Genomic DNA, 23001 nt, shown 5'->3' with positions numbered 1-23001 from the left:
AATACGAATACCTTCTTCACACTATTTCCCCCATCAACTCTCTGACGTCGCTCAGCTTGCCGGTCACCGCCGCCGCCGCCGCCATCGCAGGCGATACCAGATGCGTGCGCGCTCCGGGACCCTGTCTGCCGACGAAATTTCGGTTCGACGTGGAAGCGCAACGCTCCCCCGCAGGAACTTTGTCCGGGTTCATCGCGAGACACATCGAACAGCCCGGTTCGCGCCATTCGAAGCCGGCGGTGATGAAGATCCGGTCGAGTCCCTCGGCTTCGGCCTGACGCTTCACGAGGCCGGAACCAGGAACGACCAGCGCGCGGACGCCGGTCGCGACATGGCGACCGTCGGCGATCGCCGCGGCGGCGCGCAGATCCTCGATACGGCTGTTGGTGCAGCTGCCGATGAAGACGTGCTGGATCGGCACGTCGCGCATCGCAGTGCCGGCGGTGAGGCCCATGTAGTCGAGCGATTTCTGCGCCGCCGCCTGCTTGGCGGGGTCGGCGAAGCTCGACGGTTCGGGGACGAAACCGGTGATCGGGACGACGTCCTCGGGGCTGGTACCCCAAGTGAGGCCGGGCGCGATATCGGCAGCGTCGAGCGTGACGGACTTGTCGTATTTCGCGCCGGGATCGGTCGCGAGACTGCGCCACCAAGCGACGGCGCGGTCCCAGTTCTCGCCGGTCGGGGCCATCGGGCGGCCCTTGAGATAGGCGAAGGTGGTGTCGTCGGGCGCGATCAGGCCGGCGCGGGCGCCCGCCTCGATCGACATGTTGGCGATCGTCAGGCGACCTTCGATCGACATGTTGCGGATCACGCTGCCGGTGAATTCGATGACGTGGCCGGTGCCGCCCGCCGCGCCGATCTTGCCGATGATCGCGAGGATGACGTCCTTCGGGCTGACGCCGAAGCCGAGTTCGCCGTCGACGCGGACTTCCATCGTCTTGGCCTGCGACAACAGCAGCGTCTGCGTGGCGAGGACGTGCTCGACCTCGCTGGTGCCGATGCCGAACGCCAAAGCGCCGAGTGCACCGTGCGCCGACGTATGGCTGTCGCCGCAGACGAGCGTGGTGCCGGGGAGCGTGAAGCCCTGTTCGGGGCCGACGACGTGGACGATGCCCTGCTCGGCGGCGGTCGCGTCGATATAGTCGATGCCGAACTCGGACGTGTTGCGGCGGAGTGCGTCGAGCTGCTGCGCGCTTTCGGGATCGGCGATCGGCAAAACGCGACCGGCGGCGTCCTTGCGCGCGGTGGTCGGGAGGTTGTGATCGGGCACCGCGAGAGTGAGGTCGGGGCGGCGCACCTTGCGGCCTGCCACGCGGAGGCCTTCGAAGGCCTGCGGGCTGGTGACTTCGTGGACGAGGTGGCGGTCGATATAGATCAGGCAGGTGCCGTCGTCGCGGCGTTCGACGACGTGCGCGGCCCAGATCTTTTCGTACAGCGTTTGTGGAGTGACCATGATCGGCGCGCGTTAACCGAAAAGGGATGCTGCGCCAAGGTTGTATGTAATTTTCGGTCGTAAGAATGCTTCGGTGCGCCGCGTATCGGGACGAAGACCGTCATCCTGACGAAAGTCAGGATCCAGGGTTACGTCGGGCGGTGCTTGGTATCCTGGGTCCTGACTTTCGTCAGGATGACGGAAGTGGACGGTTACCGCGCGGGCATCGCCTTGTTCAGAAAGGCGACGCTGTCGGCCAGCACCGGCGCTTTCCCGCGGAACGGCTTCGAGAGCGCCATCGCGACGTTCTCGTGGCTCAATCCGGGATAGTCGATGTGCGTCACCGGCGCGCCGAGCGCCTTCAGCCGCGCGGTGAGGTTGATCGCGTTGTGCGGCTTGACCTGCGTGTCGTCGCCCGCCGTAATTAGCAGCATCGGCGGGGCGTCGGCGCGCGCGAAGTGGATCGGCTGGGTCATCACCGGGTCGGCGGCGCCCTGCATCGCGTCGATCGCGCGTTTCGCGGTGAAGGGGTAGAAATCGTATGGCCCGCACAGCCCGACCGCGGCCTTGATGATGTGCGGGTCGACGCCTTCCGCCTTCAGCCAGCGCTCGTCGAGCGTCAGCATCGCGACGGTGTAGGCGCCCGCGGAATGACCAGCGACGGCGATCCGGTTCGGGTCGCCGCCGGACTGTGCGATGTGGTCGCGGGTCCATTTCACCGCTTCGGCGCCGTCCTGGAGGAAGGCGGGGAAGCGGACGTCGGGAACCTTGCGGTAGTCGGGCATGACGACGACGTAGCCCGCCTTCGCATAGGCGCGCGCGGCGAACGCGTAGGCGCCGCGCGAGCCGTGCACCCAGCCGCCGCCGTACCAGAAGATCAGCACCGGCAGGCCAGTCTTGACGCCGCCGGACGGGCGCCAGACGTCGAGCTTCTGGCCGTGCGTGCCGAACGGGACGCCTTCGCGAATGCGTGCGGTCCCGCGTCCGCCACCCATCACGCCGTCGAGGACGCTGAGCGTGCCGGGGCCTGCGGTGAACGCCGTGCCCGCGATCAGGATCACGATCAGCGCTATGACGATCGCGGCGCGGCGCATCAGCGGCGGAAGTCCGCGGTGATCGATCCGCATGTTGCGAGGTCGGCCTCGTGGCTTTCCTCGCGCCATGTCTCGGCGAGCGCGGTCGCTTCCCATTCGCGCATTGCCGGGTGCGCGATGATCCGCTCGACCCAAGCGAGACCTGCCGAGCCAACGTCGATCCCGTAGGTCCGCACGCGGAACGCAACCGGCGCATAGAACGCATCGACGGCGGTGAACTCGGCACCAGCGAGCCAGGGGCCGCCGAACCGGTCGAGTCCCTCGCTCCAGAGTTCGGCGATCCGCGCGACGTCGCGGTCGAGCGCGTCGCTACCAGGGGCGGCATTCACGCGGACGCCGACGTTCATCGTCCGCTCGTTGCGCAGCGCGGAGAACCCGCCATGCATCTCCGCCGTCGCGCAGATCGCCCACGCGCGTGCCTCGGCGTCGACCGGCCACACGCCGTCGTGACGCTCGGCAAGGTAGAGGACGATGCCGAGCGAATCCCACACGGTTCGCTCGCCGTCGATCAGCACCGGCACTTGCCCGGTCGGTGAGAAGGCGCGGAACGCCTCGTAATTGACCGGCTCCAGGAAGGGCGCGATCCGGTCCTCGAAGTCGATGCCGAGCGCCTTCATCAGGACCCAGGGGCGCAGCGACCAGCTCGAGTAATTGCGGTTCGCGGTGACGAGGGTGTAGCCCATCAGGCGGTGTAGCGCGCGGTGGTCTTCGCGGCGATCTCGTCCGCGGTGACGCCCGGCGCCATCTCGACCAGCTTGAACGGGCTGTCGTGATCGGGACGCTGGAACACGGCGAGGTCGGTGACGATCATGTCGACGACGTTCTTGCCGGTCAGCGGCAGCGTGCACGACGGGATGAACTTCGGCGTGCCGTCCTTGGCGGTGTGGTCCATCACGACGATGATCTGCTTGACGCCCGCGACGAGGTCCATCGCGCCGCCCATGCCCTTGATCATCTTGCCCGGGATCATCCAGTTGGCGATGTCGCCGCCTTCGCTGACCTCCATCGCACCCAGCACCGTGAGGTCGATATGGCCGCCGCGGATCATCGCGAAGCTGTCCGACGAGCTGAAATACACCGACGAAGGGAGTTCGCTGATCGTCTGCTTGCCGGCGTTGATCAGGTCTGCGTCCTCCTCGCCCGCATACGGGAACGGGCCGATTCCGAGCATGCCGTTTTCGGACTGAAGCGTGACGGTCATCCCCTCGGGGATGTTGTTCGCGACCAGCGTCGGGATGCCGATGCCGAGATTGACGTAATAGCCGTCTTTCAGTTCCTGCGCCGCGCGCGCGGCCATCTGGTTACGATCCCAGGGCATCAGTGCATTCCTTCCTGGATGGTGGTGATGGTCGTGAATTGTTCGCGGAGCTCGGTGCCGACGCCGTCGACGATCGCCTGCAACGCGGCGTCCTCGTCGAGACCCCAAGTGCCCGCATAGGCGCGCGCGGCGTGGCGGATCGTGTCTGCGAGGAGGTAGCCGAACACGGTCGGATCCTCGAGAATGCCGGCGTCGATCAGCACGTTGCTGCCGGCGCCGTTGGTGATCCAGATGCGCGCGACCTCGACCGATTCGCTGGTGAGTTGCGCGCCCTTGTCGAGCGCGATCGCGTTTGGATGGTCGGCCATTAGCGTACGCCTCCAGTCGGGGCCCAGCGGACTGCTGGCGGGAATACCTCGTCGCGGTTGCCCTTGAGCGCGGTGCCGTAGACGGGGTTGGGTAGGACGAACCACCCTGCCCCCCATTTTGCTGCGATCGCGGGCAACTGGACTGTTGCGCGACGGGCGGCGGGGGTCTGGCCGGCGTTGAACAGGTCGCTGAAGTCGCCGAGCTGGTCGCCGCCCATCGCGACGACGCAGTACCGCGCCGCGATCGTCGCGCGGCGGCCGTCCTTCTTCGAGCCCATCGCGTCGTCGCCCGCGAGGAACAGCGTCTCGCCGTGGCGCGCGGGGCCGAGGCCGGCGGCTTCGATCGTGGCCTCAGTCTGTGCGGCGTTCGCGGCGGAGCGGTTGGTGTTGAAGATCACCGTGACGCCCATCGCGCGGAGTTGGGTGAGCGCATCTAGCGCGCCGGGGACGGGGGCGACCTGCTTGACGCCGGTGCGCTCCCAGTCCTGCCAGCGCGGGTCGGACCAGGGTTGGCCGGAGGATGCGTCGTATTCGAAGCCGAGATTGAGAAGCACGGTTTCATCGACGTCGAACACGGCGGCTTTTGGCTTGGTGCCGCAGATGGTCCAGGTGGGGGCGGCTAGCGAGGCGCCCGGGGCGAGGACGACGGAGGTTGGCGTGCGTTGCGCGCGGACATAGCCGACGAGCGCGTTCCAGGCCTGGATGCTGACCGCGGCGGCTTCGCCCGAGGCGTAGAGATACTGCATCCCGGCGGGGACGCCGTCGACGGTGACGGGTGCGGAGACAGTCGGCGTCGCTGCGATCGACGTCGGCGCGGAGACACTTACGCAGCCTTGGATCGCCAGTGCCCCTGCGAACGCAGGGGTCCAGGATACTATGCGCAACGCCCGCGACCCTGGGCTCCTGCGTGCGCAGGAGAACCGAGGGTGGTTCACGCGGAAACCCGCTCGCGGACGGTGCGGAATTCGATCTGTTTGTCGTACGGCGCACCGACGATCATCCGCTTCACGTAGATCCCCGGCAGGTGGATCGTGTCGGGATCGAGGCTGCCGACGGGGACGATCTCCTCGACCTCGACGACGCAGATCTTCCCCGCGGTCGCCATCGGCTGGTTGAAGTTGCGCGCGGTCTTGCGGAAGATGAGGTTGCCGCTTTCGTCCGCCTTCCACCCCTTGATGATCGCGAGATCGGCGCGGATGCCACGTTCGAGGATGTATTCCTGGCCGTCGAAGACCTTGACCTCCTTGCCCTCGGCGACCTGCGTGCCGACGCCGGTCTTGGTGTAGAAGCCGGGGATGCCCGCCCCCCCTGCCCGGCAGCGTTCGGCGAGCGTGCCTTGCGGGCAGAACTCGACCTCGAGTTCGCCGCTGAGATATTGCCGCTCGAATTCCTTGTTCTCGCCGACATAGGACGAGATCATCTTCTTCACCTGGCGCGAGCGGAGCAGTTTGCCGAGGCCCTGCCCGTCGATTCCGGCGTTATTGCTGGCGATCGTGAGGTCCTTCACCCCAGACGCCTCGATCGCGTCGATCAGCCGCTCGGGGATGCCGCACAACCCGAACCCGCCCGCGCAGATCGTCATGCCGTCGAACAGCACGCCTTCGAGTGCCGTTGCCGCGTCGGTGTAGCGCTTGTTCGCCATGCATCCTCCTCAGGTCTTTCGCCTCGCATAAGGTGCTGGCGGTCGGTCGGCAACGTAGACTGGATCGACATCTTACGATCCTCCCCCGCCAGGGGGAGGTGGCGCCGAAGGTGACGGAGGGGGAGGACACGAAACGGCGGTTTTCCTTTCCTCCCCCCTCCGTCTGGCAAGTGCCAGCCACCTCCCCCTGGCGGGGGAGGATACAATGGCTTCAATACGCCAGCTTCAGGCCGTGGCGCTTCCACCGCGTCCTTACCAGCCGGCCACTGCCCGAGCAGGTGATGTAGGCGTCCATGCCGTCCGCGCCGCCCCAGCAGATGTTGGTCGTGAACACGTCGTCGGTCGCGACGAACTCGACCAACTCCCCCGCCGGCGAGATCACGCTGATCCCGCATTCGCCGATCGTCGCGACGCAGATGTTGCCGCACGCCTCGACGCCAAGCGAGTCGAAGAACTTGTAGCCGGCGGGGCGATAGAGCGGCGTGCCCGAGGTGCTGGCGACCTTGCCGGGAGCGACGACGTTGAACGCCATCAGGCGGCAAGTGAACGTCTCCGCCACGTAGAGCCGCGTGCCGTCCGGCGAGAGGCCGATGCCGTTGGATTTTCGTTCGGGAAGATGACTTCTTCGAGCTGGGTCCCGTCGGCTTTCGCGTAGAAGATGCCGGTGATGTCGCGTTCCCGGTCACGCGATTTGCCGTGATCGGTGAACCAGAAGCCGCCGTGCGAATCGAAGACGATGTCGTTGGGTCCACGCAGCGCGCAGCCGAAATCGCCGTCCTTGTAGAGAATCTCGATCGCGCCGGTGGCGATGTCGATCCGTTCGATCCGGCCGCCCGAATAGTCGTCCGGCTGACCGTGCGGGGTGAGGAAGCCGTTTGTCTCGCGCCATGCGAAGCCGCCATTGTTGCAGCAATAGAGCTTGCCATCGGGGCCGAGCGCGAGCCCGTTGGGGCCGCCGCCGGGTTCGGCGACCGTCGTTTTCGTACCGTCAGGAGCGACGCGGGTGATGCGGCCTGCCTTGATCTCGACGAGAATGACGCTGCCGTCGGGCATCGCGACGGGGCCCTCGGGGAAGCGCAAGCCACTGGCGACGGTGGTGAAGTCGGTCATGATCCTCTCCGGGCGAGTCGAGTTGGTCCCGGCTTCGGCGCCAGCGTAACCGCGTCTCGACTTCGCGCGCAACGGACGGCAGGATGCGGCGATGATCACACCACGCACCGGCGGCCGTATCCTGGTCGATCAACTCGTCGCACAGGACTGCGACCGGATTTTCACCGTGCCGGGGGAGAGCTTCCTCGCCGTGCTCGACGCGCTCCACGATACGCCGGCGATCGACCTCGTGGTGTGCCGGCAAGAGGGCGGCGTCGGGTTCATGGCGTGCGCGGACGGGACGCTGACGCACCGGCCGGGCGTGGCGTTCGTGACCCGCGGGCCGGGCGCGACCAACGCGTCGATCGGCGTGCACGTCGCAATGCAGGATTCACAGCCGATGATCCTGTTCGTGGGCGATATCGATCGCGGCACGCGCGACCGCGAGGCGTTCCAGGAGATCGATTTCCAAGCGATGTTTGCGCCCATCGCCAAGTGGGCGGCGCGGATCGACGATGCGCGGCGGATCCCGGAATATGTCGCGCGCGCCTATGCGACGGCGATGTCGGGGCGGCCGGGGCCGGTGGTACTCGCGTTGCCCGAGGACATGCTGCTGGATGTGGTCGACGCGGTCGATCGGCCGCGGGTCGAGCGGGTCGCGCAGGCTTGCGACGCCGATACGATGGACTTGCTGGCCGACCTGCTAACCACCGCCGAGCGGCCGGTGGCGATCGTTGGCGGGGCGGGCTGGGATGTCGCGGCGTCGGGGGCGTTCTCGACGTGGGCGGATCGCAACGGCATTCCCGTGGCGGCGGCGTTTCGGCGGCAGGGTGCTATTCCGAACGACTGCCCGGTTTGGGCGGGGAACCTTGGATATGGGCCCAATCCGAAGCTGGTCGATCGGGTTAAGGCGGCGGATCTGCTGCTGGTCGTCGGACCGCGGCTGGGGGAGGCAACGACCGATGGGTATGCGCTGATCACGCCGGATCATCCGGAGCAGCGGCTGATCCATGTGCATCCCGATCCCGACGAGTTGCATCGGGCGTACCGCGCGGATGTCGCGGTATGTGCGGGGATGGCGGAGTTTGCGGAGGCGTTGCTGGTGGTCGACCTGCCGCCGCGCACTGCCGGACGGGAGGCGCATGCGGAGTGGGTTGCATGGTCGACGCCGGCGCCGCGGGATCTGGTGATGGACCTTGGGCCGTGTGTCGCGGCGATGCGCGAGCGGCTGCCGGCGGATGCGATCATCTGCAACGGCGCGGGGAATTACTCGGGGTGGTGGCACCGGTACTGGGCGTATGCCGGGCCGGGCACCCAGCTTGCGCCGACCGCTGGAGCTATGGGGTACGGGGTGCCGGCTGCGGTGGCGGCATCGTTGCGGCATCCGGAGCGGACCGTTGTGGCGCTGGCTGGGGACGGGTGTTTCCTGATGAACGGGCAGGAGTTGGCGACTGCGGTGGCGCACGGTGCGGACATGCTGGTGATCGTCGTGGATAATGGCGGGTACGGGACGATCCGGATGCATCAGGAGCGGGAGTATCCGGGGCGGGTTTCGGGGACCGGGTTGCGGAATCCGGACTTTGCCGCGCTGGGGCGGGCTTATGGGTGCTGGGCTGAGACCGTCGAGCGGACCGAAAATTTCGCAGCGGCGCTGGACCGGGCGATGTCTCGGTCTGGAGTGCGGTTGCTGCATGTTGTGACGGATATCGAAGCAATCACCGCCGGGACGACGCTAGCGAAGGTTCGGGGCTGACACTGCCCGTCACGGTCGGCGGTGAAGTTTGACGACCAGCCCGCCGTCCCCCTTCATCGTCACCGTCTCGCCGGCCTTCAGTCTGACCGCGTCGTTCATTTCAACCGTTCGTGTGCTGGCTTGGACCGGACATTGCCCGGTTCCAGGACGGGTCCAGCGCAACGTGACGGCGACGCCGCTATCGGCTTCGTCGAACCTGGTCGGTCGCAATTGCAGCGAGAAGCCTGTCTGTATGCCGCTGCGATATCCAGTCCGGCCGCCGCAATCACTCTCCTCTGCTTCGGTCTGATCGCGGCGGAAGCTTGCCGTCGCATTCGATGCCACCCGGAGCGATCCCGTCCAAACGACCGCACCGTCTGCGCGAACGTCGACATCGACGACGTAGCGTTCCGCCACCATCGCGCCGCCAAATCCGCGCTGCACGAGGTTCGACGTCATGATCGGCGGTGCGGGCGGCGCGGGTGGTGCCGGAGGCGCGGTGGGGAGCATCGCGGAAGCCGTTTGGATCAGGGTCGTGAAGATCATGATACTCTCCTGGAAATCACCACCCTACGCGCCGACCGTTAGCGCAACGACAGGATTATGCGTTAATGGCCTCGAGCGCGGCGCGCACCGCAGCGACGGCGTCCGCGGCCTTGTCACCATCGGGACCACCGCCCTGCGCCATGTCGGGACGGCCGCCGCCGCCCTGCCCGCCTAGCGTCGAGACCGCGATCTTGAGCAGGTCGACCGCGTTGAGGCTCGCCACCAAGTCCGCCGTCACGCCGACCGCGACCGAGGCGCGGCCGTCGTTGATCGCGACCAGCATCGCGACTCCCGAGCTCAGGCGCTGCTTGGCTTCGTCGACCGCGCCGCGCAGGCCCTTGGCTTCGAAGTCGTTGAGTACCTGGCCGATGAACGCGACGCCGCCGACCTGTTCGGGGCCGGCCGCTTCGCCCGAGCCGCCGCCGCCGAGTGCCAGCGCCTTCTTCGCGTCGGCGAGTTCGCGTTCGAGGCGGCGGCGGTCTTCGAGCAGCGATGCGACGCGCGCCGGGACCTCGTCGGGAGTCGACTTCAGTACCGCTGCCGCCTCGCGCAGGCGGTCGTCGCGGCTGGTCAGATACGCGCGGGCTGCTTCGCCGGTGAGCGCCTCGACACGACGGATACCGCTGGACACCGCGCCTTCGCCGACCACCTTGAACAGGCCGATATCGCCTAACGCAGTGACGTGCGTGCCGCCACACAGCTCGATCGAATAGGTCTTCCCCTCGTCGGTCGAGCCCATCGACACGACGCGGACTTCGTCGCCGTATTTCTCGCCGAACAGCGCCATCGCGCCCATCGCGATCGCGTCGTCGGGGGTCATCAGCAGCGTCGTCACCGCGCCGTTGCCGCGGACCTGCGCGTTCACGTCCGCCTCGACCTGCGCGATATCGGCAGGGGTCATCGCGACCGGCTGCGAGAAGTCGAAGCGCAGGCGATCGGGTGCGACGAGGCTCCCCTTCTGCGCGACGTGCGTGCCGAGGCGTTCGCGCAAGGCCTCGTGCAGGAGATGCGTTGCGGAGTGGTTTGCGCGGATCTGCGCGCGGCGGGCGACGTCGATCTGGAGCTTGACCGGGTCGCCGACCTTGATCTCGCCGGCGTCGACGATCGCGTGGTGGACGAACACGCGGCCGAGCTGCTTCGAGGTCTCGGTGACGTTCGCGCGCAGGCCGGAGTCGTTGGAGATGTGGCCCGCGTCGCCGACCTGGCCGCCGCTCTCGCCATAGAAGGGCGTCTGGTTGACGACGATCGCGACCGTATCGCCGGTGGTGGCGTGGTCGACGCGGGCGCCGTCCTTGACCAGTGCGACGACCTCGCCCTCGCCGGTATCCGATGCGTAGCCGAGGAATTCGGTGCCGCCGGTCTGCTCGACGATGTCGAACCAGACGTCGTCCGAAGCCTTCGCGCCCGAGCCCTTCCAGGCGGCGCGAGCGGCGCGCTTCTGCTCGGCCATCGCGGTGTCGAAGCCTGCGCGGTCGACCGCGATGTTGCGTTCGCGCAGTGCGTCCTCGGTCAGGTCGTACGGGAAGCCGTAGGTGTCGTAGAGCTTGAACGCGACGTCGCCCGCCAGCGTGCCGTCGGTCATCCCCGTGGTCGCCTCGTCGAGCAGCTTCAGGCCCTTGTCGAGCGTCTGGCGGAAGCGCGTCTCCTCCTGCTGCAACGTCGCTTCGATCAGCGGACGGGCGCGCGACAGTTCGGGATAGGCGGCGCCCATCTCGGTGACGAGCGCGGGGACGAGCCGGTGCATCAACGGCTGCTTGGCGCCGAGGATGTGCGCGTGGCGCATCGCGCGGCGCATGATCCGGCGCAGGACATAGCCGCGGCCCTCGCTCGCGGGCAGCACGCCGTCGGCGATCAGGAAGCCGGCGGTGCGCAGGTGATCGGCGATCACGCGGTGGCTGGCGGTGTTGGCGCCATCGGTCGCGGTGTGCGTCAGCGCGCCCGAGGCTGCGATCAGTGCCTTGAACGTGTCGGTGTCGTAATTGTCGGTGACGCCCTGCATGATCGCGGCGATGCGCTCCAGCCCCATGCCGGTGTCGATCGACGGCTTGGGCAGGTTGCCGACGATCTCGGCATTCTCCTGCTCGTATTGCATGAACACGAGGTTCCAGATCTCGACGAAGCGATCGCCGTCCTCGTCGGGGCTGCCGGGGGGGCCGCCGAAGATGTGGTCGCCGTGGTCGTAGAAGATTTCCGAGCACGGACCGCACGGCCCGTTGTCGCCCATCGACCAGAAATTATCCTTGGTCGGGATGCGGATGATGCGGTGATCGGGGAGGCCGGCGACCTTCGTCCAGAGATCGAACGCCTCATCGTCGGTGTGGTAGACGGTGGCGGTCAGCTTGTCGGGTGACAGGCCCCATTCGCGCGTGAGCAACGTCCAGGCGTGGACGATCGCCTGTTCCTTGAAATAGTCGCCGAACGAGAAATTGCCGAGCATTTCGAAGAAGGTGTGGTGGCGCGCGGTGTAGCCGACATTGTCGAGATCGTTGTGCTTGCCGCCGGCGCGGACGCATTTCTGCGATGAGGTGGCGGTGGTGTAGGGGCGTGATTCGAGGCCGGTGAAGACGTTTTTGAACGGCACCATCCCGGCGTTGACGAACATCAGCGTCGGGTCGTTCTGCGGCACGAGCGGCGCGCTGGGCACGATCTGGTGCCCCTGCGATCCGAAATAGTCGAGGAAGCCGCGGCGGATGTCGTTCGTCGATGTCATGCGCGGGGACTTAGGCGAGCGGGGCGGTTCGCTCAAGTCGGGTGTGGGGCTCGCCTCGCACGCATCGCATTGAAACGAAGATAGCTTGTTTCCCCGCGAAGGCGGGGACCCAGACTGGGCTCCCGCCTTCGCGGGAGAACAAGGGAGTGCTGCAATTCGGCAAGAGCGCCACCACCCCGGCGAAGGCCGGGGCCCAGTTGGGGAACGTGGCTAACGAAGGACTGAGCTCGATTATTGCCACCTTTCCAACTGGGCCCCGGCCTTCGCCGGGGTGGTGGCGCTATTGTGAAGGTCCCTTACCCAAAAAGTGCATCCAGCGACTTAGGCGGCTCGCTGAACCATTTCGGGCCCGCATCGGTCATGTGGAAACAATCCTCGATCCGCACGCCGTACCTCCCGGGAATGTAGATGCCCGGCTCGTCGGAAAAGCACATCCCCGCCGCCAGCTTCGTCGTCTCGCCGCGGACGAGGTTGACGGGTTCGTGGCCGTCCATGCCGATGCCGTGACCGGTGCGATGCGACAGGCCGGGGAGCTTGTACCCCGGCCCGTAGCCGAGCGTCTCGTAATGGCGGCGGACGGCATCGTCGACGCTTCCCGCGGACGCCCCGATCTTCGCGGCGGCGAACGCGATCTGTTGGCCTCGGGCGACCTGATCCCACGTCTTGCGCTGGTCAGCGGTTGCGGTGCCGTGGACCCAGGTGCGAGAGATGTCGGACTGATAGCCCTGCACGGTGCAGCCGCAGTCCATCAGCACGACCTGGCCGTCGGCGACGCGATGGATCTCGCGGCTGCCGTGCGGATAGGCCGACGCCTCGCCGATCAGCGCGAGCGCGAATTCGGGCGCGCCGCCCAGTTTCTTGGTCGCGGCATTCATCAGCGCGCCGATCTCGGGGCCGGTCATGCCCTTCTCGACGCGCGGCTTGGTCCAGCGATAGGCGGCCAGCGTGACCTCGGTCGCGGCCTGCATCAACGCGATCTCGGCGGGGGTCTTGATCATCCGGCAGGCGCGGACGACCGGGTCGGCGGACACGATCTTGGCGTCGGGCAGCACGCGGGCAAGCCCGGCATAGGCGAAATAGCGCACCTCCGCCTCCAGACCGATCGCCCTCGCGGCGAGCTTGCGGTCGCGCAGGAAACCGGCGACGACGGCGAGCGGGTTCTCGTCCTCCTGCCAGACGCGGACCTCGGCGGGGACGGCGAGCGTCTCGCGCACCGACGGTTCCTCGAAGAACGGCGTGACGATGCACGGTTCGCCCTCGACCGGAAGGATTGCGAGCGTCAGCCGCTCGCTGGTGTGCCAACGGACGCCGGTGAAGTAGATCATCGACGATCCCGGCTCGATCAGCACCGCGCCGATGCCGGCCGCCTTCATCAGCGATTGCGCGCGGACCAGCCGCGCTGCACGCTCGGTGGCGTCTATCGGCCTGGTTGTGCCGGTGATGTCGGACAGCGCCGACAGGTCCGGCTCGGCGGCGCGGAGGATCGCGGTGGTCGACAGCAACGGCGCCGCGATGGCGAGGCTCAGCAGGTCGCGGCGCGAAGGGCTGAAGGCGGGCTTGTGGAGTGCGGTCGACATCGCCGGACGATAGGGTCCTTGACCCGGGCGCCGCAATCCCCTTCCCTGTCCACACTTCTCGGGAGCGATTAATGGCCAAGCGGCTAACCTATTACATCTTGTTCGGCCTCGTCGCGGGGATGGTCGTCGGCTGGATCCTGAACGCGTCGATCGACGACGGCACGGCTGAGTCCGCCGAACGGCTGAAGGACCTCGCGGGCTATTTCTCGATCGTGACGACGCTGTTCCTGCGGCTGATCAAGATGATCATCGCACCTTTGGTGTTCTCGACGCTGGTCGTGGGCATCGCGCATATGGGCGATACCGGTGCGCTCGGGCGGGTCGGATTGCGCAGTCTCGGCTGGTTCATCTGCGCGAGCCTGTTGTCGCTCACGCTGGGCCTGATCCTCGTCAACGTGTTGCAGCCGGGCGTCGGCCTCGCGCTCGCGATCCCGCCGGCCACCGCGTCGAGCGGTGTCGACCGCGCGGCGTTCGATCTCGCCAAGTTCATCACGCACATCGTGCCCGATTCGATGATCGCGGCGATGGCGGGCAACGAGATTCTCCAGATCGTCGTGTTCTCGGTGTTCGTCGGGGTGGCGATCACCGCGGTCGGCGAGAAGGCCGCGCCGCTCGTAAAGGCGATCGAAGCGCTGGTCGCGGTGATGCTCCAGATCACCAACTATGTGATGCGATTCGCGCCGTTCGCGGTGTTCGCAGCGGTGACCGCGACGCTTGCCGAGCGGGGGCCGACCATCCTCGGGCAGCTCGGGTATTTCATGCTGAGCTTCTACATCGGGCTGGCGCTGCTGTGGGCGATGCTGATCGGGATCGCGTTCCTGCTGATCGGGCCGCGGACGCGGTTGCTGGTGCGCTACATCCGCGATCCGTTGATCCTCGCCTTCTCGGCGGCGTCTTCGGAGGCGGCATATCCGCGGACGCTGGAGGCGCTCGACCGGTTCGGCGTGCCGCCGCGGATCGCGAGCTTCGTGCTGCCGCTGGGCTATTCGTTCAACCTCGATGGGTCGATGATGTACATGACGTTCGCGTCGCTGTTCATCGCGCAGGCGTACGGCATCCACATGCCGATCGGGCAGCAGATCGCGATGCTGCTGGTGCTGATGGTGACGTCGAAGGGCATCGCGGGGGTGCCTCGCGCGTCGCTGGTGGTGATTGCGGGGACGCTGTCGATGTTCAAGATCCCGGAGGCGGGGATCCTGTTGATCCTGGCGGTGGATCATTTCCTCGACATGGGGCGCTCGGCGACGAACGTGATCGGGAATGCGGTGGCGGCGACCGTGGTGGCGAAGTGGGAGGGCGGGCTCGACGAGCGCGAGCCGGCTGATCGGGATTTCCCGCATGCGCCTACCGGGCATGGGCCGAAGGTGGACGTGGACAGCTACGAGAAGATCGGGCCGGGGCAGGTTTGAGGCTAGTCGGCGATCTTGAACCGGTAACTTCTCAAGGCTGCCCTTTTACGCTGGCGGACCACTGAAGAAGTACCACCCCGGCAAAGGCCGGGGTCCAGTTGGGAGACGCCAGTGATCACCGTAGCGCCTGGTTATTTCGACCTTTCCAACTGGGCCCGGCCTTCGCCGGGGTGGTGTTCGAGGACAGGTAGTATTGTTGGCTCCGATCTGTTTCCCGACTCGCGCTACTCAAGCGTAGGCGTAGGGGCCGCCCTTGTTGAGCCCGGCCTGATACGCTGGCCGTGCGTGGACCTTTGCCAGCCACGCGATCGTCGCGGGACGGGACTCGTTGAGACCGCCGCGGCTGCGGGCGGCTTCGAGGGGGAAGCTCATCATGATGTCGGCTGCGGTCATCTCAGCGCCGGCGAACCAGGGGCGCTTTGACAGTTCGGATTCGACATAGTCGAGGTGGACGTCGATCATCGGCTGGATCTTCTTGGTCGCCGCTTTGCCCAGGATCGGGATGCGCGCGAGGACGAGCTTCAGCAGCAGCGGCGGCATCATCGAGCCTTCCGCATAGTGCAGCCAGAAACGGTAGCGCAGCGCGTCGGCGCGGTTGGCGGGGGCACCGAGCTTGCCGTCCGCCTTGTCGACGAGATATTCGACGATCGCGCCGGTCTCGGCGACCACCTCGCCGTCATCTTCGATCACGGGCGACTTGCCGAGCGGGTGGACCTGCTTGAGTTCGGGCGGCGCGAGCATAGTTGCCTTGTTCCGCTCGTAGCGCTTGATTTCGTAGGAGAGGCCGAGTTCCTCGAGCATCCAGAGGATCCGCTGCGATCGCGAGTTTTCGAGGTGGTGGACGATGATCATGCTGAACCCCCTGTTTCTTATTTGGACGATTTGCGCGCGATCCAGATCCAGGCGGCGGCGGGGAATTCCACCGTGTCGCCGCTTCGGTACCGGTCGCAGACCTGGGTGAGACGCGCGATGTGGCGCTCGCGTTCCTCGGGGGCGGCGTCGCGGATGGCGGAGGCTGCGGGGCCGATGCGGCGGAAATAGTCGACAGCGTCGGCTACGGGGTCGGCGCCCTCCCCTGCCCGGTAGGCGAAGTCGACACGCTCGGGTGATGCGACTTGCCAGCCGGATTTCTTGAGAATCGTCGCGACGTAGGTCGGGTCGGCGAAGGCGAAGGGGCCGGGCGCGGTGGTTGCTGGAGCGTCTGCGTTGCCACCGGTTGCGGTGATGATTTCGGTGGCCCAGCGGTTGGCCGCGCGGTCGGCGAAACAGGAGAAGACTAGCGCCGCGTCGGGAGAGGCGGCTTCGGCTAATGTCGTGAAGGCGGCGACGGGGTCGGCGAAGAACATGACGCCGTGGCGGGAGACGTAGAGGTTGATTGGGGCGTGGTTCGGGGCGGCGGCGGTGATGTCCGCGCACTCGAAGCTGGCGTTGGTTTGGATTGTGGCGCGGTGTTTGGCGATCTCGATCAGGTTTGGTGAGAGATCTATGCCGGTTATTTGCGCGGTCGGGAGCGCTTGCGCGGTGGCGAGTGAGGTTGCGCCGGCACCGCAGCCTATGTCGATGATCTTGCGGGTTTGGGGGGTGGCGGCGGACAGGATCGCTGCGTTCAAATGCGGGGTCAGGTTGGTGAAGCTGCGGTCGGTTCGGCGCCATTCCGCGGCCCAGACGTCGCCTATTCTGCCGGTCCAGTCTTGGGCGGTGGTCATGGGCTGGGGTGCTTTTTCGGTTGCGGTCGGGGCGGTGGTTTGGAGTGAAGTATAGGAAGTATAGACGCTCGCGCAGGTTTGGTATTGCGGGATTTCGGGACATTCCCAAAGCTCGCGCCCTGCCCTTCGCTTCTTTGTTTCCCCGCGAAGGCAGGGATCCAGACTGGGCTCCCGCCTTCGGGGGAGAACAAGGGGGCGCAAGATATCAAGCGTACATGGGCGTGTTGCCAAACACAGAGTTGATCATCCGACAAGGCTTGGCTTGGCACAGGACTCTATTTGCGGGGTCATACCAATTGGGCCCCGGCCTTCGCCGGGGTGGTGCCGTGGGTAGATTGGCGCGGTGTTATTTTACCACGCGTTTGAACCATCGGCCGTGCATATGGTCGGCCAGGATGATCCATGCACTACGCATCATTTCCCGCGTGCCCTCACCCATTGCGGAGGCAATGGGTCCCTCCCTCTCCCCTGAGGGAGAGGGAAAGTAGGGTTAGGCGTCGTCGCCTTCTTCGGGGCCGGCCATCATTTCTTCGGCGACCTTGTCGGTGCGCGCGCGGATCTGCTTTTCGAGGCGGTCGGCGGTTTCGGGGTTGTCCTTGAGGAACGTCTTCGAGTTCTCGCGGCCCTGGCCGAGGCGCACGCTGTCGTAGCTGAACCACGCGCCCGACTTTTCGACCAAGCCCGCCTTCACGCCAAGATCGAGGATCTCGCCGAGCTTGGAAACGCCCTGCCCGTACATGATGTCGAACTCGACCTGCTTGAACGGCGGGGCAACCTTGTTCTTGACGACCTTCACGCGCGTTTGGTTGCCCGTCACCTCTTCGCCGGCCTTGATCGCACCGATGCGGCGGATGTCGAGGCGGACCGAGGCGTAGAACTTCAGCGCGTTACCGCCGGTCGTCGTCTCCGGGTTACCGTACATGACGCCGATCTTCATGCGGAGCTGGTTGATGAAGATCACCATGCAGCGCGAGCGGCTGATCGAGCCGGTCAGTTTCCGCAACGACTGCGACATCAGACGCGCCTGAAGACCGACATGGCTGTCGCCCATCTCGCCTTCGATTTCGGCGCGCGGCACGAGCGCTGCGACCGAGTCGACCACGAGCACGTCGATCGCGTTCGAGCGGACGAGCGTGTCGACGATCTCGAGCGCCTGCTCGCCGGTGTCTGGCTGCGAGACGATCAGTTCGTCGATGTTGACGCCGAGCTTCTTGGCGTAGACCGGGTCGAGCGCGTGCTCGGCATCGACGAACGCCGCAGTGCCGCCGCCCTTCTGCGCTTCGGCGATCACGTGGAGCGCGAGCGTGGTCTTGCCCGAACTTTCCGGGCCGTAGATCTCGATCACGCGGCCGCGCGGCAGGCCGCCGACGCCGAGCGCGATGTCGAGCCCGAGCGAGCCGGTCGAGATGACCTCGACCTGCATGGTTTCCTTGGAGCCCAGGCGCATTGCCGAGCCCTTGCCGAAGGCGCGGTCGATCTGCGCGAGCGCGGCGTCGAGCGCCTTCTGCCGGTCGTTGGTTGCGGTTGCGGTTGCCATGCCGGTGTCGATCACTTTCAGATTAGCGGCCATCGAATATGCTCCCATCGCTAAAGCAAGCGCGCGTGCCATTCAACGCGTCAAACACCATGTATTCTCTTTGTTCTTTTGGAACAAGTGGGGAACGATGGGTTTTCCTGAAAAAGGTGTACGTTTGGCAACGGCCGCGGGTGGTTGCCAAGCCTAGTCATGCGGGGCTTGGTTCAGCACCCAACGTTCCGCGCTCATCGATCAATGATTACGCGGAGCGCTGGCCCCCTGAAAATGTGGGCTGCTGCCCTTGCGCGCAAATAAGACATGTTTCCCCGCGAAGGCGGGGATCCAGACTGGGCTCCCGCCTTCGCGGGAGAACAAGGCAAGGGCGTGGTGCCGTATGACTGCGTACTTACACGTTTTCGAACGGGATAAGCGCCGTACACGTCCGGGGTCGGGAGATGGGCCGGGCAGAGTTTGGTCGAGAACGGTTCTGGTTGTTCGAGCGCGGGTTTGGCGGCGATCGACTCGTCGATGGTGTCACGAACTGGTTGTGACGGGCGGTTTCGTTTGCCGCTCTGGATCCTGACTTTCGTCAGGATGACGGGCGGTGGCGGCAAGGCGGCGGCCAGCCTCGAAAGTGCCGCCGTATATCGGTCGATCAGCCGAGGTTTGTTGCGAGGGTCCACCAGCCTTTGGCTTGCGCGGCGGTGGCGGCGGTATCTCTGGCTTCGGGGGTTTCGAACAGCGCGAAGCAGGTGGCGCCGGAGCCGGACATTCTGGACAGGAGGACGCCTTGGGCTGCGTCGAGGAGCGTGCGGACTTCGGCGATTGCGGGGGCGAGGGCCAGCGCGGGGGGTTCTAGGTCGTTGCGGCCTTCGAGGGCGCGATCGAGGAGATTACCTTCGGGGATCGGGCCTCGGTCGTGGCCGTCCCAGGTCTCGAAGACGGCGGCGGTGGAGACCGCGACGCCCGGGTTCACGAGCAGGAGGGGGGTGCCGGACAGGCCTTCGAGGTTCGTGAGGGTGTCGCCTTTGCCGGTGCCTAGCGTGGTGCGGTTGGCGAGGCAGGCGGGGACGTCGGCGCCGAGCTTTGCGGCGATTTCGTGGAGGCGGGGGTCGGTTGGGGGTACGTCGTGGAGGCGGGCCAGCGCGCGGAGGGTGGCGGCGGCGTCGGCTGAGCCTCCGCCTATGCCTGAGGCGATGGGGAGGTGCTTTTCGAGGGTTATGGCGTGGTGGGCTTCGGGGGCGAAGGCGGTGGTGAAGGCGTCTGCTGCGGCGGTTACGAGGTTGCAATGCCAGGGGGCGGCGCCGGACGAGCGCGGTGCGTCGTCGTTGTCCGTCCCCAATTGGGCCCCGGCCTTCGCCGGGGTGGTGTTGGGGGTTGGGGCGATGCTCTCGACGGGGAGGAGTGCGGCGGCAAAGGGGCCGGTTATGGTGAAGCTGTTGGTTTGGGCGGGCTTTACCGTAATCAGGTCGCCGTCGGTGGCGAAGGCGAAGAGGGTTTCGAGGTCGTGGTAGCCGTCGGGGCGGCGGCGGCGGACGTGGAGGGCCAGGTTGATCTTGGCGGGAGCGGGTTCGGTGATGGCGGGCATTGTCGGTCTCGGGGTTTGGCGGCGGGCCTGGTGCGTGCTTTGCCCACGCGCTTAGCCAACAATCGACCGTCATCCCAGCGAACGCTGGGATCTTATCGTTTGGCGGGCGGTGCGCACCTCGTGGGAGACCCCAGCGTTCGCTGGGGTGACGGATGTTGGCCGAGCAAGCCCCTTCCCTCTCGGCTTTAGGGCGGGAGTCGTTGTTTCAGCGGCGGGCGTTGGCGGGAAGGCCGCCCGCGATCTTGGTGGTTATACGCGCCGTGTCTGCGGGTTCGGCAGTCAGCAAGGCGGCGCGCCAGGCGTAGCGCGCTTCGTAGTTTCGGCCGACGCTCCAATAGGCGTCGCCGAGGTGGTCGGCGATTTCGGCGTTGGTGGGTTCGGCCTGCGCGGCGGTTTCGAGCAGGGGGAGCGCTCGGGCGGTGTTGCCGGAGAGGTGGTAGGCCCAACCAAGCGAGTCGGTGATCGACGCGTTGGTCGGGTCGATCCGGCTGGCGCGTTCGAGCAGCTTGATCGAGGCGGGGATGTCGTCGCCGTGCTCGACTTGCGCGAAGCCGAGATAGTTGAGCGCGAGCGGTTGCGCGGGGCCGCGGGCGACGGCTTTTTCCAGTGCGTCGCGTGCTTCGGGCCAGCGGCCGGCCTGGTCGAGTGCGCCGCCATATTGCAGCCAGTTGCCCCAGCTGCCGCCCTTTGCGGTGTCGGCGGCGATGATCCGCTGGTACCAAGTCGCGGCTTCGGCGGGGTTGCCGGTGGTCAGGAGCAGGTCGGCGTAGCGTTGCCAGTCGGCGGGCTCAGACCCCTTCTGGTCGACGCGGTTCTTGGCGGCGGCGAGCGCTTCGCCGTTGCGGTCGGCGGTGGCGAGGATGTCGATGCGTTCGGCGGCGGCGGCCGGGGCGGAGGGGCTCTTGGCGTCGACGCCGTCGAGCACGACGAGCGCGCGGTCGACCAGCTTGTTGCGGGCGAGTGCGTCGGCGAGGAGCACGCGCGCTGCGTCGTAACTCGGGTCGGCGCGCAGGGCTGCCTGGGTTAGCGCGATCGACAGCGGCGAGGGTTCGCCTGCGCTGAGATCGCTGGCTAGGCGGGCGAGCAGGCGCGAGACGCCGATCGATAGCGGTTGCTTGCGCGGTGCTGCGGCCATCAGCGCTCGTGTCTCGGTGGCGAAGCGGTTGGCGACGGGGTCCTTCGCTGCGGTCGCCAGCGAGGGTTCGGGGTCGCGGCCTTCCGCATGCGCTACCCAGGCGTAGAGCGAGGGCGCGAGGACCACGAGGGGGCCGCTCGACAACGTGGCGATCGCTGCGCTCGCGGCCTTCGCGTCGTTGCGGCGGGCTGCATCGGCGAGCGGGATCAGTGCTGCGTCGGCGGGGGCGACCCCGGCCTTGTTCAGCACCGCGACGGCGCGGGTGGCGAGCGGCACGTCGCCGGCCTCCAGCGCCTCGCGATAGGCGCGGATCGCGACGACGGGATCATCGGGCGATGCCGCCAGCACCTTGGCGTAGCTGGCCGCTGCGAGGTCCGGCCGGGCGGCGGCGTCGGCGACGCGGGCCTTCAGATAGGCGGAGAGATCAGCCGGCGCAGCAGTGGCGGGCGCCGCCACGGCAAGACCTAGGGCTAAAAACAGACGCTTACATGTTGGGATAATTGGGGCCTCCGCCGCCCTCGGGTACGACCCAGTTGATATTCTGGGTGGGGTCCTTGATGTCGCAGGTCTTGCAGTGGACGCAGTTCTGCGCGTTGATGACGAACTTCGGATCGGACGTGTCCTCGCCAACGACTTCGTAAACGCCGGCCGGGCAATAGCGTTGCGCAGGCTCGTCGTACATCGGCAGGTTGTATTCGATCGGCACGCTCGCATCCTTGAGCGTCAGGTGGACCGGCTGGTCCTCCTCGTGGTTGGTGTTCGAGACGAACACCGACGAGAGGCGATCGAAGGTCAGGACGCCGTCGGGCTTCGGATAGACGATCGGCTTGACGAGATCCTTGCGCCACAGGCTCTCGTTGTCGGGATGGTGGTGCATCGTGAAGGGCATTTTGATCCCCAGATGCTCCGCCCACATCGTGATGCCGGCGAGGCCCGAGCCGACCAGGTCGCCGAACTTCTTGACCAGCGGCACGACGTTGCGGACGACCGACAGCTCCTTCTTGACCCACGACTCATCGAACGCTTCGGGATAGGCGGCGAGTTCGTCATGGCCGCGCTGCGAGACGATCGCCTCGACCGCGGCCTCGGCGGCCATCATGCCGGACTTCATCGCGGTATGCGTGCCCTTGATCCGCGGCACGTTGAGGAAGCCCGCGCTGTCGCCGATCAGCGCCGCGCCGGGCATGACGAGCTTGGGGATCGACTGGAGCCCGCCGTCGCTGATCGCGCGCGCGCCGTAGCTGACCCGCTTGGCACCCTTGAGGAGTGCGGCGATCTCGGGATGCGTCTTCCAGCGCTGCATCTCGCTGAACGGCGAGAGATACGGGTTGGTGTAGTTCAGCCATGTGACGAAGCCGATCGAGACCTGGCCGTTCGCCTGGTGATAGATCCAGCCGCCGCCGTTCGAGCCGTCGGTTTCGGACAAGGGCCAGCCCTGCGTGTGGATGACGCGGCCGGGGACGTGGAGTTCGGGATCGATGTCCCAAAGCTCCTTGATACCGAGGCCGTAGACCTGCGGATCGCTGTCCTTGTCGAGCGCGAAATTGCGGATCAGTTCCTTGGTGAGGTGCCCGCGGCAGCCTTCCGAGAAGAAGGTGTATTTGGCGTGGAGTTCGAGGCCGGGGGTGTAGTCGCCCTTGTGCGTGCCGTCGCGCGCGACGCCCATGTCGCCGGTCGCGACGCCCTTGACCGAGCCGTCGTCGTTGAACAGGATTTCCGCGGCGGCGAAGCCCGGGAAGATCTCGACGCCGAGTTCCTCCGCCTTGCCCGCGAGCCAGCGGCACAGGTTGCCGAGCGAGCCGGTATAGGTGCCCTTGTTGTGCATGAACGAGGGCGTGACGAAGTGCGGCATTTCGCTCTTCTTCGTCTTGGTCAGGATCCAGTGATGGTTCTCGGTCACCGGCACTTCGGCAAGCGGACAGCCGTCCTCGCGCCAGTTCGGCAGCAGCTCGTCGAGACTCTTGGGATCGATGACCGCGCCCGACAGGATATGCGCGCCGACTTCGGAGCCCTTTTCGAGCACGCAGACGCTGATCTCGGCGTCCTTCTCCGCGGCCAGCTGTTTCAGGCGGATCGCTGCCGAGAGACCGGCCGGGCCAGCGCCGACGATCACCACGTCGTACGGCATCGATTCACGTGTCGTCATCATCGTCTCCCGGGGGATGTCCCCTATTGCCATAGCTTTGCGCCCCACCCTTC

18 protein-coding genes and 1 pseudogene are annotated in these 23001 nt (G+C 66.5%); 2 read left to right on the top strand and 17 right to left on the bottom strand.

Annotation, left to right across the window (positions count from 1 at the left end; all coding sequences use genetic code 11):
• Nucleotides 1-16: 16 nt before the first annotated feature.
• The 8 genes and pseudogenes from leuC to C8J45_RS07785 all read right to left on the bottom strand — a co-directional run bounded on the left by leuC (nucleotide 17) and on the right by C8J45_RS07785 (nucleotide 6904).
• Nucleotides 17-1453: a 3-isopropylmalate dehydratase large subunit gene (gene leuC, locus C8J45_RS07820; RefSeq protein WP_107962713.1), complete on the bottom strand. Its 1437-nt coding sequence runs from the start codon at nucleotides 1451-1453 to the stop codon at nucleotides 17-19.
• 191 nt (nucleotides 1454-1644) lie between these two features.
• Nucleotides 1645-2559, bottom strand: a complete 915-nt coding sequence (locus C8J45_RS07815; RefSeq protein ID WP_258191361.1) for an alpha/beta hydrolase — start codon at nucleotides 2557-2559, stop codon at nucleotides 1645-1647.
• The gene (locus tag C8J45_RS07810; RefSeq protein ID WP_107962712.1) at nucleotides 2526-3209 is read right to left on the bottom strand and encodes a glutathione S-transferase family protein; all 684 of its coding nucleotides are present in this window, start codon (nucleotides 3207-3209) and stop codon (nucleotides 2526-2528) included. The genes C8J45_RS07815 and C8J45_RS07810 overlap by 34 nt, the downstream gene beginning before the upstream one ends.
• Complete coding sequence (locus C8J45_RS07805) at nucleotides 3209-3844, bottom strand: 3-oxoacid CoA-transferase subunit B (protein WP_107962711.1); 636 nt, start codon at nucleotides 3842-3844, stop codon at nucleotides 3209-3211. The genes C8J45_RS07810 and C8J45_RS07805 overlap by 1 nt, the downstream gene beginning before the upstream one ends.
• On the bottom strand, nucleotides 3844-4152 hold the full coding sequence (locus tag C8J45_RS07800; protein WP_056047204.1) for a DUF5076 domain-containing protein: 309 nt from the start codon (nucleotides 4150-4152) through the stop codon (nucleotides 3844-3846). Before C8J45_RS07800 ends, C8J45_RS07805 begins: the two co-directional genes overlap by 1 nt.
• Nucleotides 4152-5036 (bottom strand): 5'-nucleotidase, lipoprotein e(P4) family, encoded by an 885-nt coding sequence (locus tag C8J45_RS07795; protein WP_374956434.1) that lies wholly within the window; start codon nucleotides 5034-5036, stop codon nucleotides 4152-4154. The genes C8J45_RS07800 and C8J45_RS07795 overlap by 1 nt, the downstream gene beginning before the upstream one ends.
• Nucleotides 5037-5083: 47 nt before the next feature.
• Complete coding sequence (locus C8J45_RS07790; protein WP_107962710.1) at nucleotides 5084-5794, bottom strand: CoA transferase subunit A; 711 nt, start codon at nucleotides 5792-5794, stop codon at nucleotides 5084-5086.
• A 211-nt stretch (nucleotides 5795-6005) separates the two neighbouring features.
• Nucleotides 6006-6904: pseudogene (locus C8J45_RS07785) on the bottom strand (SMP-30/gluconolactonase/LRE family protein).
• 91 nt (nucleotides 6905-6995) lie between these two features.
• On the opposite strand from C8J45_RS07785, the gene C8J45_RS07780 reads away from it, so the two are divergent.
• Complete coding sequence (locus C8J45_RS07780) at nucleotides 6996-8636, top strand: thiamine pyrophosphate-binding protein (RefSeq protein WP_107962709.1); 1641 nt, start codon at nucleotides 6996-6998, stop codon at nucleotides 8634-8636.
• Between the two features lie 9 nt (nucleotides 8637-8645).
• Here the strand turns inward: C8J45_RS07780 and C8J45_RS07775 are convergent, their stop codons facing one another.
• The 3 genes from C8J45_RS07775 to C8J45_RS07765 form a co-directional block, all read right to left on the bottom strand.
• A complete protein-coding gene (locus C8J45_RS07775) occupies nucleotides 8646-9161 on the bottom strand; it encodes a hypothetical protein (protein ID WP_107962708.1) in 516 nt (171 codons plus the stop codon).
• A 55-nt stretch (nucleotides 9162-9216) separates the two neighbouring features.
• Complete coding sequence (gene alaS / locus C8J45_RS07770; protein WP_107962707.1) at nucleotides 9217-11871, bottom strand: alanine--tRNA ligase; 2655 nt, start codon at nucleotides 11869-11871, stop codon at nucleotides 9217-9219.
• Between the two features lie 296 nt (nucleotides 11872-12167).
• On the bottom strand, nucleotides 12168-13448 hold the full coding sequence (locus C8J45_RS07765) for a Xaa-Pro peptidase family protein (RefSeq protein ID WP_107962706.1): 1281 nt from the start codon (nucleotides 13446-13448) through the stop codon (nucleotides 12168-12170).
• A 71-nt stretch (nucleotides 13449-13519) separates the two neighbouring features.
• Between C8J45_RS07765 and C8J45_RS07760 the strand changes: the two genes are divergently transcribed.
• Entirely contained in the window at nucleotides 13520-14857 is a 1338-nt protein-coding gene (locus tag C8J45_RS07760) for a dicarboxylate/amino acid:cation symporter (RefSeq protein WP_107962705.1), read from the top strand.
• A 228-nt stretch (nucleotides 14858-15085) separates the two neighbouring features.
• Here C8J45_RS07760 and C8J45_RS07755 read toward each other — a convergent pair whose 3' ends face one another.
• The 6 genes from C8J45_RS07755 to C8J45_RS07730 form a co-directional block, all read right to left on the bottom strand.
• Complete coding sequence (locus C8J45_RS07755) at nucleotides 15086-15709, bottom strand: glutathione S-transferase family protein (protein ID WP_107962704.1); 624 nt, start codon at nucleotides 15707-15709, stop codon at nucleotides 15086-15088.
• Between the two features lie 17 nt (nucleotides 15710-15726).
• Nucleotides 15727-16563 (bottom strand): trans-aconitate 2-methyltransferase, encoded by an 837-nt coding sequence (locus tag C8J45_RS07750; protein ID WP_107962703.1) that lies wholly within the window; start codon nucleotides 16561-16563, stop codon nucleotides 15727-15729.
• 490 nt (nucleotides 16564-17053) lie between these two features.
• Nucleotides 17054-18133 carry a recombinase RecA gene (gene recA / locus C8J45_RS07745; RefSeq protein ID WP_107962985.1) on the bottom strand — a complete coding sequence of 360 codons (1080 nt, stop codon included), beginning with the start codon at nucleotides 18131-18133 and terminating at the stop codon, nucleotides 17054-17056.
• 601 nt (nucleotides 18134-18734) lie between these two features.
• Nucleotides 18735-19667: a 4-(cytidine 5'-diphospho)-2-C-methyl-D-erythritol kinase gene (locus C8J45_RS07740; protein ID WP_107962702.1), complete on the bottom strand. Its 933-nt coding sequence runs from the start codon at nucleotides 19665-19667 to the stop codon at nucleotides 18735-18737.
• A gap of 205 nt (nucleotides 19668-19872) precedes the next feature.
• Nucleotides 19873-21258 carry a tetratricopeptide repeat protein gene (locus C8J45_RS07735; protein WP_107962701.1) on the bottom strand — a complete coding sequence of 462 codons (1386 nt, stop codon included), beginning with the start codon at nucleotides 21256-21258 and terminating at the stop codon, nucleotides 19873-19875.
• A 28-nt stretch (nucleotides 21259-21286) separates the two neighbouring features.
• Nucleotides 21287-22948 (bottom strand): electron transfer flavoprotein-ubiquinone oxidoreductase, encoded by a 1662-nt coding sequence (locus C8J45_RS07730; RefSeq protein ID WP_107962984.1) that lies wholly within the window; start codon nucleotides 22946-22948, stop codon nucleotides 21287-21289.
• Between the last annotated feature and the right edge of the window lie 53 nt (nucleotides 22949-23001).

Origin of the sequence: Sphingomonas sp. PP-CE-3G-477 (assembly GCF_003050745.1) — a bacterium.
GTDB lineage: Bacteria > Pseudomonadota > Alphaproteobacteria > Sphingomonadales > Sphingomonadaceae > Sphingomonas.
This window is presented reverse-complemented; position numbering and strand designations above follow the sequence as displayed.